Raw genomic sequence first — 13023 nt, 5'->3', positions numbered from 1 at the left:
ATTGCCCGGCGCATGTGCGCAAGATCAAAGTGCTACGGCATCATCAATCGTTGCGGAACAAGGCGGGATTTGGCCGCGATTGTGGAATGAGCGTGGCGGAGCATCACGCAACGTCTTGCCGAGGCCGGCTGTGACCGAAAGGCCTCAGTAGTCGTAGACGTGCTCGAGCCTGGCGCCCGCCGTCATCAGCGCCGGCAGCACGACGTGCAGCTTGCGCACGGCGACGGTCAGGCCGGTGCGGCGCGTCGAAGGTTCCGCCGGAAGCGGGTAGCTGAACAAGGTGCGTGCGCCTTGGGGAACATTGATCTCGTCATTGGAAAGCACGGTGACCATGATCTCGTCATTGCCGCCGATTTCGACGAAGGAGACGCCCTTGCCGATCAGGCGCGGGATCATGTCGGTGAACACCTGATAGCGCCTGGTGACGAAGACCGTGCCGTCGGCGCCGAGATCGCGCTCCAGCAAGGTGTCGGGCTCGTTGCGGGTCACCTCGCTGACCGGACCCTTGGCCCAGACGTGGATGTCGAGCAAGGCCGGGTCGGTGGTGGCGGCGAGCGCCGACTTGATCAGATCGGCGTAACCCTGCTTGATGGTGTAGGCGAGGCCGAAGGCGAGCTTGCGTTCGCCGGCGCGGACGGCGCTGTCGTCCGGCGCCGGCTGGACGGCTAACAGGCCGGCACGTTTTTCGGCATAGGGAAACTGGTACCACGGCACCTGATCGAGAAAACCGGCGTAGTCGGCCGCGACCTTGGCCTGGTAGATGTCGACGGTGGTGCGCTTGCCGGCTGTCGCTTCGGTAATGCGGCCGACCGTATTTTCATAGGCCCACTGGATGGCGTGCTCGATCGTGTGGCTGGTGCCGATGATCACCAGCATCTGGTGGTTGTCGAGGTTGAACTTGTAGGCGGAGCTGGCGCGGGTGACCATCGCGTAATCCTGCCAGAAGCGGCCGATATAGGAGAGATAAGGGAAGCCGCTCGGCTGGTTCTTGTCGACAAAGCCGGCATATTCGCGGGCGGCGTAGACGATGGCCCATTCCGGATAGGTGAGAAAGGTCGATTCCTCCGGCCGTTGGTAGCCGGAGATCTCGGCACGGACCTTGTCGGCCAGCGCCTTTGGCGGAGCACCCCCGGCGATGCCCGGCAATGGTGTTGTGTCCAGCGACGGCGTGGTGAGAAAGCCGTAGGCCAGCCCGGCGATCGGGATCAACACGACAATGACGACGAGCCAGAGGATCGCCTTGATGATGCGCTTCAGCCAGCGAAACAGGAACATGGCCGGTCAGGCCGTGGCGAAATGGTCGTACACGCGTTTCGACAGCCAGAACCCGACGTAGACGGCGAAGCCGCCGATGACGATGTGCGGCAGGTTGGCGAAGAAGCGGGCCGGGAATTCGATGTCGTTCAGGGAGCGGAAGCCGTTGATGAAAATGCCGCCATCGAGGCAGCCGGAACCGGTGACCAGCCCGAGCACGCCGTCGAACAGATAGACCGAGCCGAACAGCTTGAAATAGAACACCGCCTGGCGGTGCGAGATGAAGGCGGCGGCCAGCGCCCAGACGCCGGAGAAGGCGTGCAGCAAATCGTCGTACCATTGCAGCGAGAACAGGCCGAACAGATTGCCGCCGGCGTCGTTGAAAGCCGGCACATAGCCGATGGCAACAACGCCGAAGAACAGGAAAGCATAGGCAACAGCAAGCTTCTGGATGAGCGTCATGAAATGTCCCCCTGCCGTCGGCCCCTTTAAACGGCCCCCGACGGCAAATGGATAGTAGCTGATTTTGGCGCAGCGTGAAGCGTCGCCGGCAAAATCGTCAGGCGGGGCCACAAAGACAGTCGGCGCCGGGATTTCTCCCAGCGCCTCCCTGTCAGATCAGGACACGGTCGCGGCAGCAACTCCCGAAAGATGTCGCGCCATGCCGGCCTTGATTTTGACGGTCCTGCCAGTCGCCACCCGAGGGCAGCGTCCGTTCCGGACCACGCCGGTCTCCACTCTTGCGAGCTTTGCCCAGCGCGCCATCGAAGGTTTTTGCCGTCCTTCATGGCAGCATCGGTCCGCCGTCGGCGTTCGCACGCTTCCCGCGGCCCCGTAGGTCTCGGCGTCCATCCCTCCAACAAGCAAGCCTGTTCTCGTTCAGGGCCGTACGGGCCTCAGGAAATCCGCCGTTCCGCTTTGCCTTTCGGCGTGGCGATCGGTAGCCGCCTGAGATGGGTTTTAACGTACGTCGGATAAGCGTTTGGCGGAACTGCCGCATGCCTGTGGATAGCGGGATTATCGGGGACTGACCCTGCCAAAATAGCGACTTTCCGATCTCTGCCGCCGCCGGTCGGGATTTGCCGCCTCGATGCCGAAGCCGCATTGTCGGGTAATCGACCCTTGCCCCGCGGCCCTGCGCGGGCTTCAATGCCGGCAAATGATTGGAAGGCGTGTTCGATGGCCTTGGGGAGGCAGGCTTGAAGGTCGCGGTGGTTCTCAATCCGATCGCCGGCGGCGGCAGGCTCAAGCGGCATTGGCCGGAGGTTGCGGCTTCGCTGAAAAGACATTTCGGTGATTTCGAGCTGCGTGAAACGCAGGCCGAGGGGGATGCCGAACGGCTGGCGCTCGACCTTGCCGCCATCGGCTTCGAGCTGGTGATCGCGGCCGGCGGCGACGGCACCGCCAGCGAAGTCGCCGACGGGCTGCTGAAGGCTTTCCGGGAAAGCGGCCGGACGGCTGAACTTGGGCTGCTGCCTTGCGGCACCGGCATCGACTTCGCCCGCGGGCTCGGCCTGTCGAACAATGTCGATCTGACGCTGAAGCGGATTGCCGAGGCCAAGCCGCGCAAGGTCGATGCCGGCTGCATCAGCTATGTCGACGACCATGGCGCACTGGCCAGCCGCCATTTCATCAACATCGCCAGCCTCGGGCTTTCCGGCGCCACCGACCGTGCCGTCAACGCCGACAGGCGCAAGGGCAAGGTTTCGGCCAAGGCACTGTTCTACTGGCGCACGGTCTGGGAATTCCTCCGCTATCGGTTCCAGGAGGTTGCGATCACCATCGACGACGGTGCCCCGGTCGAGGCGCGCATGGCATTGGTGGCGGTGGCCAACGGCAAATTCTTCGGCGGCGGCATGATGATCGCGCCCGACGCCGAGCTTAACGACGGCGAGTTCGACATCGTCATCCTGCGCGCCGCCGGCAAGCTGAAGCTGATCTGGGACATCCGCCTGCTCTATGGCGGGCGGCACCGCAACCATCCGGCGATCACCATCCTGCGCGGCAAGAAAGTGGTTGTCGAGCCGCTCGGCGATGTGCAAAAGAACGCCGCGCTGATCGACATAGACGGCGAATCGCCGGGTCGCATACCAGCAACTTTCGAGATCCTGCCCGGCGCATTGACGCTGAGATATTGAATCAAGGTGTTGAGACTTTGAATCCGGTCGTTACCGCTTTGATTCCGCAGATACATTCAGCGCTTTGAAATTGCTGATATTCTGCCTGATGTCAGACAACCCCGGTCGGGCCAGTTGGAACGGACATGAATGTTCTCGACCATTGAATACACCGACAGTCATTTTGACGGGGTTGATACGCTTTGGCGGGACGCATTCCCCGATGACAGCCCTTGGAACGCGGCTCATATTTCGATCCCCGAGAAGCTGAGATACCAGCCGAACCTCTTTTTGGTTGTGCTTGAATCTGGCCGGGTCGTCGGTTCGATCATGGCTGGATATGATGGCCACCGGGGCTGGATTTCCCGGATCGCCGTCCTGCAATCCCATCGCCACAAGGGGATCGGAGAGGCCCTCATCCAGGAAGCCGAAAAACGGCTCGCCGCCCTTGGCTGCGTAAAGATCAACCTCCAAGTTGTCGCTTCCAACTCAGCGGTCCTCGGGTTCTACCGCAAGTGCGGGTATGAGGTCGAGCAGCGCGTGAGCATGAGCAAACTGCTCTCCAAGGCCTGAGCTGGCACGGACGGCGATGGTAAAGGCGTTGCGGATCAGGCTGGCGGGTGGCTGCCGGGATGGCCAAGGCCGATAAAGGCATGGCGCTCGCTCACGGCATCAGCGGCGTCTGCATCATCTGCAAATGCAGGTCCTTGCCGGTCCAGGGATGCGCCTCGCAGACGGCTTCGTCGAGTTCGACACCGAGGCCTGGCTCCTTCGACGGGATGACGTTGCCGTCCTGCCATTCGATCTTCTTCTTCAGCAGCTTTTCGTGGAAGCCGCCCCACTGCTTCAGCGATTCCAGAATGAGGAAGTTGGGCAGCGTTACCGCGAGCTGGATGTTGGCGGCGCCGACGATCGGCCCGCAATAGCAGTGTGGCGCGACCTGGATGTGATAGGCTTCGGCCATGGCGGCGATCTTCTTGGTTTCGAGAATGCCGCCGGAGCGGCCGAGGTCGGGCTGCAGAATGGTCGCCGCACGGTTCTCGATAACGCGGGCAAATTCGAACTTCGTCGTCAGTCTTTCCCCTGTCGCGATCGGGATCGAAGTGCCGCGCGCCACTTGAGCCATGACCTCGGGCATGTCGGGCGGCACCGGCTCCTCGAACCACAGCGGATCATAGGGCTCGATGGCGCGAGCGAGGCGCAGCGCACCCGATGCGGTGAACTGGCCGTGCGTGCCGAACAGGATGTCGGCTCTTGTGCCGACCGCGTCGCGGATCGCCTTGACCATACGGGCGGAGAGATCGATGTCGACGAGGCGCGGCTGGTGGCCGTCGAAGGCTGTGTAGGGGCCAGCTGGGTCGAGCTTGACCGCGTTAAAACCCTGCTCGACATATTCGAGCGCGCAGGCGGCGGCCATATCGGGATCGTTGTAGACGTTCTTGCCGCGGGCGTCCTCGGTGTGGACGCTGCCGCTGTGCGGGTAGAGGTAGGTATAGGAACGCAGCGTTTCATGCACCTGGCCGCCGAGCAACTTGTAGACCGGCTTGCCGGCCTCTTTGCCGATAATGTCCCAGCAGGCGATTTCCAGCGCCGAGAAACAGCCCATGCCCGACACGTCGGGCCTCTGGGTGAAGCCGGACGAATAGGCGCGGCGGAAGAAGGTCTCGATATCGTGCGGGTCGCGGCCGATCAGATAACGCTCGGCCATGTCCTCGACCATTTTCGCCGTGACATGAGCCGAGAAGGTGGCGTTGTAGGCCTCGCCATAGCCGACGACGCCGCCATCGGTGGTGAGCTTGACGAAGATGAAATACTTACCGCCGATGCCGGGCGGCGGATTGCCGACCACCCAGGTCTTGACGTCGGTGATTTTCATTTCTGATCCTCCAGAACCAGTTCGGCGCCCTTCCATCCGGTCATGATCGCGGCGGCGTTGGTGTTGCCGGTTATGTTGTCGGGAAAGATCGAGGCGTCGATAACGCGCAACGCCTCGAGGCCGTGTACCTTGAGGCGCGGATCGACGACGGCGTGCGCCGCGTCCGGCCCCATGCGGCAGGTCGAGACCGGGTGATAGACGGTGCCCGAGCGCTTCCTGAAATCCTGAATGAGATCCGCGTCGGAGGTGATCGAGGGACCGGGCAAAACCTCTTCCTCGATGATCTCGGCCATCGCCGGCATCGAGGCGATCTTCCTGACGAATTTCACCGCCGCCAGCATTTCAGCGACGTCCGCCTCGGTCGAAAAGGCATTGGCGACGATTTTGGGATAATCGCGCGGATTGGCGGAACGGATCATGATTTCGCCGCGGCTCGACGGACGGCAATTGGACAGCCCGATGGAAAAGCCCGGCCATGGATCGGGCGTCAGGATCGGGCGTTCGCCGCTCTTCGGAATGACGGTTGAAAACGCCTGGAAATAGAGCTGCATGTTGGGCCGTGCCGTGGCCGGATCGGTGCGAAAGAAGCCGCCGGCATTGTTCATCGACAGCGACAGCGGGCCCGAGCGCAAAAACACGTACTGCATGCCGACCAGCAGTTTGCCCCACCACGGGCGCAGGATCTGGTTGAGCGTCGGCAGCCTGCCCTTGAACGTGTAGTTGATGCCGACGTGGTCCTGCAGGTTTGCCCCGACATTCTCGTTGGCGTGAACGACGGGAATGCCGAGCGCGCCAAGAAGCGCCGACGGGCCGACACCGGAAAGCTGGAGAAGTTGAGGCGAATTGACCGAACCGCCCGACAGGATGATCTCGCGGCCGGCGCGGGCGGTTTTCGTCGCGCCATTCTGGAGATATTCGATGCCGACGGCGCGTTTGCCCTCGAACAGGATTTTTGTCGCCAGGGCGTTGATCTCGACGCGGACGTTTTTACGCTTCATCGCCGGGCGCAGGAAGGCGCGCGCCGCCGACATGCGGCGGCCGTTCCTGGTGGTGATCTGGTAGACGCCGGCGCCTTCCTGCGAGGCGCCGTTGAAATCCGGGTTGAGCGGCAGGCCGGCTTGGTTGGCGGCGGCGAGATAGCGCTTGGTGAGCGGATGGACGGAGGTCGAGCAGTCGGTGATATGCAGCGGCCCGCCGACGCCGCGCCATTGGTCGGCGCCGGCCTGGTTATCCTCCAGCGCCTTGAAGGCGGGCAGCAGGTCATCGAAGCCCCAGCCGGGATTGCCGGCCGCTGCCCAAGCGTCGAAATCCTCGCGCGCGCCCCTGATCCAGACCATGGCGTTGATCGAGCTCGAGCCGCCGAGCAGCTTGCCGCGCGGCCAGTGGTCGACATTGCCGGCCAGACCCGGATCCGGCTCGGCCTTGTAGTTCCAGTTGACCGCCGGGTCGAAGAAGGTCTTGCCGTAGCCGAGCGGCATCTGGACGTAGAAGCGACGGTCGCTGCCGCCGGCCTCGAGCACCAGCACCGAGAAGCGGCCGGAAGCCGACAGCCTTTCGGCCAGGACCGAGCCGGCCGAGCCGGAACCGACGATGATGAAGTCATAGGTTTGCATGGTGGCTGCGGCTGGCTCCGGAATTCGGCTCTAACCTAGGCTTGGGCGCGACGCGGCGTCGCCGGGTCTTCCGGCATCCGATGTGAAAAAAGCGACTGGTGATATTCGGTTTGAATNAACACGCTCGTGTAGGACTTAATCGAACCGGACAGAGGATCATCACTCTCCCAGCGAAAGACCCTCCCGTCCGGATTCATGCCAATTAAATCGTCATTGTCCCCTAGCGCACCAATAAAGAGAACATCGTCTGGTGCATTGCCTGGTCGTCTCTTTATATTTGGTTCCAGTATGGAGAAGGGTTGTTGACCCGCCTCCACCAAATTCGTGCGTGACCAGCTACGTCGCAGCCCATAGACGCTTATATAATTCGCAAACAGACCTATCCCGTTGTGGAGCATGAGAAAGCAACGGAAATTATCTGGAAGTCGGCACGAAATTTCAGACTCCATCTGCCCAACTCCGACGGCGCCAAGCGGAGCATACAGCTGGTGCAAATATGCTTCAGGAGCCCGATCTGGCGTATGTCCGATCCACTCCGTTCCATCCGGATAGGTCTTCGTCCCAAGGCGTTTCCATTTATCGACTAGGGTTCGGAGCTCTCTGTATGCACGAGCGTCTTCATTGCTTGACCATTCTTCCTGCGAACGCATTGTCCCTAATAGCTCCATTTACCCACTTTTGACGGGTTCTAGGGTCTACCTTGTCAACCTGATCTATCACATCGAAAACAACGGGCGAACACCACAGAGTTGGTAATCACGCCCGACGGTGACTTTCGCGCCTACAACCTAAGGTCGCCAGCCAGTTCGTTCGGCCGGAGACGTGAGACTTGCCAAGCTGCGATCCGCTACCGAAGTCTAGTCTTGCTGTTGCAATGTCGGTGAGCCTCGCTACGGCTTTGATTAATCTGTTTGCGTTCAGTAATGTTCGCCGGTGACGCTCAACATTTACGATTGCCGTTGAAGAGGTTAGATGTTCTCCCGCTTGATCGAAAGATTTCGTCGGCAGCCAGACCTCCGTCGTGCGCCTCAGCGTGGTAAAGCGTTGGGCGACATTGCCGCTGGAGCATTGGAAGGCGGCTTGGCATCCGATTTTCAACGAGTAGGGGATTTGTTCTGGGTTGGCCGTCCAACAGATCACATACGCTATCTGCTGAAATTTCAGATGTTGAAAGGCATGACCTTCTCCGCCTGTTGGGGCGTCTCGATCGACTTTGTGCCACTTTTCAGAGGCGGAAGCCTCCGGTGGAAAAGGACGGCGAAGTCAGCGAATTTTGACCTTTGCATTGACCCGATAGATTCATCGGGCCGGATTCCCAACTGGTGCTCATTCTATAGTAGCGATAGCTCCTATCAGGTTGAACGCGCAGCTTTGGCGGCGCTCAATGCTGCCCAGCAGGACTGGTCCAGAATCACCGCACTAAAGGACGTTGCTGCTAGTTTCGAACGACGATCCAAGATGAAATTTCGACGTTTTTCGTTGGAAAACTATGTGCAAACAGACCTCGCCTGGGGCTTGGCCCTTGTTGCCGTTGGAGACGCGGGTCGGGGCCAGCATCACATCGATGCATTTTGTGAGCAATTTGCCGTTGCGCCGGAGACGACCATCCTCGCAAAAGCGAGAAGAGAAGCGGGCGCAATAGCGGCTGGATGACAACTTCAAGCTGCGATCACAGGCGATGATCGGCAATCTGCTTGAAATCATAGCGCATGATCGGGCGGGCCGGCGTTCTGCGAGCGACGACCCTGAACCCGGCGCGCGCGAAGGTGGAGGCATATCCGCTGCCGGAAGCGCTCGGCGATACGTCGGCGTCGAAAGGATAGGCTTCGAGCACAGGAGCATTTGCGCGCCTTGCGACTTCCAGTGCTTCCGCAATCAGCTGGAATGTTACGCCCCGCCTGCGGTATCGTTTTCGCACGTAGAGGCAGGACAAGGACCAGACCGGCGCATCATCCACACGCTTGAGCTGCCACAGCCGATCGAGCCAGGGCAGGGCATCTCGCGGTGTCACCTGACACCATCCGACAGCCGTATCGCCGTCGAAAGCAAGTACGCCTGGAGGCGGACCATGCTGGACGTCCTGCCGGAACGCGGCCTTGTTTTCCTCGCCGGGTCTCTTTCGGTAAGAACGACCGATCCGTCCGTGCATACACCAACAGCGACTGCAGACGGCGCTGTCACCGAACAGGTCCTCGAGCGCCGGCCACAGATCGGGCGTCAGTGGGCGAAAGCCAAGTTCCATGTCAGCCGTCATCCGCTACCTACCTTGCCCAGTCTAGCCTGAGCTACGTGTTAGTGCATCATAGGTTGCGGTCCATGCGGGGGATGTTCGAAAACGGGGTTTCACTCAGTGCTCCATCTCAGCGCAGAAAACCGAGCACGGCCTGCATGAATTCTACGGGGTACTCGACGTTCGACAAGTGAACCGCGGGCAGGACAACCAGTTTCGCGCCGGGCACCGTCGCCGCGATCAGCTCGCTATGGCTGGCGGCTGTCACAGTGTCGTGCCGGCCGGCGATTACCAGCGTTGGCCTGGAAATCAGCGCTATGGTTCGGCGAAGGTCCGCATCGCGAACCGCCGCGAACAAGCCAGCCAAGCCTTGCCGGTCGATAGCCAGCAGCATGGCGCGAAATTCTTCGATGACGGGCTCGTTGGCCGCCAGCATACGCGCAGGAAACCAGTTGCCCAGGAACATCTCGGCGGTTTCGGGCATATCCGGCGCCTGCAGCACGGCGGCAATCCGCTCGTCAAACTGCTTTGCCGGTCCGAGGTAGGATGAGGAGTTGCTCAGGATCAAGCGCTCGATCCGCTCGGGCGCGTGGATGCCGAGCCACTGCCCGACGAAGCCGCCCAACGACAGACCGAGGAAGTGTACGCGTTCAATGCCCAGGGCGTCGAGCAACTCGATCACGTCGCGGCCAAGCCGGTCGAGCGAATAAGCGCCGGCCGGAACGCTCGACCCTCCGTGGCCGCGAAAATCATAGCGCAGAACACGGAAATGCTTCGACAGCTCGTCGACCTGCATGTCCCACATCCGCAGCGTGGTGGCGATGGAATTCGACAGCACCAACACAGGCTGCCCGGCGTCGCCGTCGATGCGGTAGGCGATGCGCGTGCCATCGCCGACGGTCACGAAATCCAGCTCATTCATGGTGAATACACCTTCCTTTTGGAGCGTTGAACGTGGCAAAGCCTAGCGGCGGCACGCTTTTGATGATATTACAAAGATGGGATAATCTCTGTAATGTAAGCTGACATGGCCGAATTCACCTTGCACGACCTGCAATGCTTCGATGCCGTGGTCCGCTGCGGCGGCTTTCAGCCTGCGGCGGCCATGCTGCATCGCTCGCACCCGGCGGTGTTCGCAGCCGTTGCAAAGCTGGAGCGGCAACTCGACCTCGTTCTCTTGGATCGCAGCGGCTATCGCGTGCGCCCCACCGAGGCAGGGCTGTCGTTCCATCGCAGGGCACAATCGCTGCTGCGCGAGCTCGAGGGCTTGCGGCTTCATGCTGCTCAGCTGTCAATGGGCGAAGAAAGCGAGATCCATGTGGTGATCGGCGACCTTTGCCCGCGCCCGCAGGCACTGGGCATGCTCGGACGGTTCTTCGCCCAGTGTCCGGGCACACGCCTGCACCTGCATTTCGAGGCGGTGGGCGGCCCGTGGGAGCGCCTCTTCGATGACGAAGCCGATTTGATCCTGCACTGGATCGACAAGAGCGATCCGCGGGTGGAATGGATCGATCTGTGCAAGGTGCCATTCGTTCCCGTGGTGGCTTCGGGCTTTCTGCCGGAGCGCATCAAGCACCCCATCACGCCGGATCAGATGCACGCGTTCACCCAATGTGTCATGCGCGACACGGCCCGCCATTCACCGCGACAAGACTACTTCATGATCGAGGGTGCGCCTCAATGCATGGTGGCCGATCAGGGCATGAAGAAGGAAATCATCCTGCAAGGCCTCGGATGGGGCCACATGCCCCGCTTCCTGATCGAGGAAGAACTGCGCGACGGACGCCTGCAATCCATTGCCGGTCGTCATCTGCCAGGCCGCACCGAGGAGTTGGTGGTGGCGCGCCGCCGCGACCGGCCGCACGGGCCGATCTCGAACCGTCTGTGGGATTATATCGAGCAAGAGGCGCCGACGTTGGGGGCGGTTCCGGTAGAGGGCGAAATGACACCTAAGCGGCCATGACAAGTTTCACACGACTGGGATTTTAGCCGGTTTCGCCACACAACAGTCGCTGGACAAACACCTTGCAGACGGCAGGGTGCGACCCTTCCCGGTCCTCGGCGGCGGACGCGATGAACGGCTCGATTGAGCCCGAAACGAACTTCTGCCATGTCGGTAACCTGCCGCCACCTCCTCAGCAAGATATGTGCTATTCTGAGGATATGCCCGCGCCCTCCGACCGATCACCCGACAAGTCGCCGGAAGACGGTGCAGTTGCATCGGATCCGTATGCGGAGCTAGCCAATCGCGGAGATTGGTCCAGGCTTCACCGCGAACTGTCAGACAGAGGCCGCCGCAGTGAACTTGGCGGCGCCGAGCTCCAGCGCCTCGGGGAAGCCGCCTACATGCTTGGGCGCGAGGAGGAATTCGTTCGGGACTACGAGAGGGCTTTCGAAGAGCATCTCCGGAACGGACGCGAACGATCCGCAGCGCGTTGCGGCTTCTGGATCGGGCTCACCCTGATGTTTCGCGGCGAATTCGCCCAAGGCAGCGGATGGCTGACCCGCGCCAACCGGTTGGTCGCGGATCATGCGCCGGAATGTGCAGAACAAGGTTACCTTCAGCTCCCAATGGTCGAACAATGCCTCGCCGCCGACAGTCCGGACGAAGCATTCACCCACGCAACACGTGCCGCGGAGATCGGACAGCGCTGCGAAGATCCGGACCTCTTGGCTATCGCGCGCCACCTTCAGGGTCGGATATTGATCGTGCGCGGCGACTATGTGCGAGGCTTCGAACTGCTGGACGAAGCGATGGTTTCGGTCACCTCGGGCCGGCTCTCACCGATCGTTACCGGGCTGGTCTACTGCAGCGTGATCGAGATCTGTCAGAAATTTCATGCCACGAGCCGGGCGAGGGAATGGACATCGGCGCTGATCGGATGGTGCGCGGGACAGCCCGACATCGTTGCCTTCACCGGCCGATGCCTGATCCACCGGGCCGAAATCCTGATCCTCGACGGCCACTGGGACGAGGCCGGCCGCGAGGCCAGTGTCGCCAGCATCCGCCTTCAGCAGGGGCCCTCGAAGCACCACGCCGGTCCGGCATTCTACCAGAAGGGCGAGGTCTTTCGCCTCCGCGGCCAATGGGACGAGGCCGATGCCGCCTATCGCGCAGCGAGCAGGCTCGGGTTCGATCCGCAGCCGGGGCTGGCGCTTATGCGATTGCAGCAGGGGCACGAGCAGCCGGCCCTTTCGGCGATCCGCCGCGCACTGCAGTCGGTCGATGACATTCCGGGCAAACTCCGCCTCTTGCCGGCTGCGGTGGAAATCACTCTCGCTGTCGGTTCGGCCGATGACGCCTGGGAACTGTGCGAAACACTGCGCGACTGCGCGCGCCAATATTCCGCGGATGCAGTCCGCGCCGCAGCCGCCGAGGCTACCGCGCGGGTGCTGATCCATGCTGGTCGAGCCGCGGAGGCATTGGCCCATATCCGGCGCGCAGTGGAGATCCTCTGGGACCTTCGGGCGCCCTATCATCTTGCCCGGATGCGGGTGCTGACAGCGCGGGCCTGTCTCGCAACCGGCGATACTGAAGCGGCGCAGACCGAACTGGACGAAGCGATAAGACTTTTCCGCGAGCTCGGCGCGCGCCCCGACGAAGCCGTTGCCGGCAAGCTGCGGGCTATCATGACGGCGACAGGCAGCGAAGTTCTCACCCTCAGACAGACGCAGGTTCTGCGCCTGATCGCGTCAGGCCTGACCAACCCGGAAATTGCCGGCGAGCTCGGTCTGAGCCAGCGGACGGTAGACCGTCACGTTAGCGATATCCTGACGCGGCTGAACGTGCGCACGCGCGCGGCAGCCACGGCCTTTGCGGTCGAGCACGGCCTGATCGGCATGGGCGTATCTGGGTAATCCTACCCAAGCCAAAATTTCTCGCTGCGTGGGTATTTACGCCGAAGCGGGCAACCGTGACGCGGGTCTAAACTT

General features: G+C 61.7%; 13 protein-coding genes. 5 read left to right on the top strand and 8 right to left on the bottom strand.

The features are described 5' to 3' along the window. Nucleotides 1-144 precede the first annotated feature (144 nt). Nucleotides 145-1275, bottom strand: coding sequence for a hypothetical protein (locus X760_RS54345; protein ID WP_023719158.1), 1131 nt, complete (start codon nucleotides 1273-1275; stop codon nucleotides 145-147). 6 nt (nucleotides 1276-1281) lie between these two features. Next, a complete protein-coding gene (locus tag X760_RS54340; protein ID WP_023719157.1) occupies nucleotides 1282-1716 on the bottom strand; it encodes a DUF4383 domain-containing protein in 435 nt (144 codons plus the stop codon). Nucleotides 1717-2453: 737 nt separating this feature from the next. Here X760_RS54340 and X760_RS54335 point away from each other — a divergent pair. Beyond that, nucleotides 2454-3392 carry a diacylglycerol kinase family protein gene (locus X760_RS54335; RefSeq protein ID WP_023719156.1) on the top strand — a complete coding sequence of 313 codons (939 nt, stop codon included), beginning with the start codon at nucleotides 2454-2456 and terminating at the stop codon, nucleotides 3390-3392. A 129-nt stretch (nucleotides 3393-3521) separates the two neighbouring features. Beyond that, nucleotides 3522-3944 (top strand): GNAT family acetyltransferase, encoded by a 423-nt coding sequence (locus tag X760_RS54330; RefSeq protein WP_023719155.1) that lies wholly within the window; start codon nucleotides 3522-3524, stop codon nucleotides 3942-3944. A 91-nt stretch (nucleotides 3945-4035) separates the two neighbouring features. Here X760_RS54330 and X760_RS54325 read toward each other — a convergent pair whose 3' ends face one another. Genes X760_RS54325 through X760_RS74725 form a run of 3 tightly spaced genes read right to left on the bottom strand, consistent with a single transcriptional unit; the run spans nucleotide 4036 to nucleotide 7510 of the window. Next, a complete protein-coding gene (locus tag X760_RS54325; RefSeq protein ID WP_023719154.1) occupies nucleotides 4036-5247 on the bottom strand; it encodes a mandelate racemase/muconate lactonizing enzyme family protein in 1212 nt (403 codons plus the stop codon). Then, nucleotides 5244-6860, bottom strand: a complete 1617-nt coding sequence (locus X760_RS54320) for a GMC family oxidoreductase N-terminal domain-containing protein (RefSeq protein WP_023719153.1) — start codon at nucleotides 6858-6860, stop codon at nucleotides 5244-5246. The genes X760_RS54325 and X760_RS54320 overlap by 4 nt, the downstream gene beginning before the upstream one ends. A 35-nt stretch (nucleotides 6861-6895) precedes the next feature. Continuing rightward, on the bottom strand, nucleotides 6896-7510 hold the full coding sequence (locus X760_RS74725; protein WP_198030489.1) for an SMI1/KNR4 family protein: 615 nt from the start codon (nucleotides 7508-7510) through the stop codon (nucleotides 6896-6898). Between the two features lie 394 nt (nucleotides 7511-7904). Between X760_RS74725 and X760_RS0137975 the strand changes: the two genes are divergently transcribed. Further along, nucleotides 7905-8513, top strand: a complete 609-nt coding sequence (locus X760_RS0137975; protein ID WP_198030488.1) for a hypothetical protein — start codon at nucleotides 7905-7907, stop codon at nucleotides 8511-8513. A 16-nt stretch (nucleotides 8514-8529) separates the two neighbouring features. On the opposite strand, the gene X760_RS54315 is transcribed toward X760_RS0137975, so the two are convergent. Together X760_RS54315 and X760_RS54310 are read right to left on the bottom strand one after the other, a co-directional pair. Continuing rightward, entirely contained in the window at nucleotides 8530-9009 is a 480-nt protein-coding gene (locus X760_RS54315; protein WP_051409675.1) for a GNAT family N-acetyltransferase, read from the bottom strand. A 211-nt stretch (nucleotides 9010-9220) separates the two neighbouring features. Further along, complete coding sequence (locus X760_RS54310; protein ID WP_023719150.1) at nucleotides 9221-10012, bottom strand: alpha/beta fold hydrolase; 792 nt, start codon at nucleotides 10010-10012, stop codon at nucleotides 9221-9223. Between the two features lie 105 nt (nucleotides 10013-10117). Between X760_RS54310 and X760_RS54305 the strand changes: the two genes are divergently transcribed. After that, a complete protein-coding gene (locus X760_RS54305) occupies nucleotides 10118-11053 on the top strand; it encodes a LysR family transcriptional regulator (protein WP_023719149.1) in 936 nt (311 codons plus the stop codon). Between the two features lie 317 nt (nucleotides 11054-11370). On the opposite strand, the gene X760_RS77210 is transcribed toward X760_RS54305, so the two are convergent. Continuing rightward, nucleotides 11371-11673: a hypothetical protein gene (locus X760_RS77210; protein ID WP_198030487.1), complete on the bottom strand. Its 303-nt coding sequence runs from the start codon at nucleotides 11671-11673 to the stop codon at nucleotides 11371-11373. Between X760_RS77210 and X760_RS54300 the strand changes: the two genes are divergently transcribed. Continuing rightward, nucleotides 11662-12948 carry a LuxR C-terminal-related transcriptional regulator gene (locus X760_RS54300; RefSeq protein ID WP_198030486.1) on the top strand — a complete coding sequence of 429 codons (1287 nt, stop codon included), beginning with the start codon at nucleotides 11662-11664 and terminating at the stop codon, nucleotides 12946-12948. The genes X760_RS77210 and X760_RS54300 overlap by 12 nt on opposite strands. Nucleotides 12949-13023 lie beyond the last annotated feature (75 nt).

Source organism: Mesorhizobium sp. LSHC420B00 (genome assembly GCF_000503055.1).
Taxonomy (GTDB): domain Bacteria; phylum Pseudomonadota; class Alphaproteobacteria; order Rhizobiales; family Rhizobiaceae; genus Mesorhizobium.
Note: the sequence above shows the minus strand (reverse complement) of the source record. Positions and strands in the feature narration are given on the sequence as shown.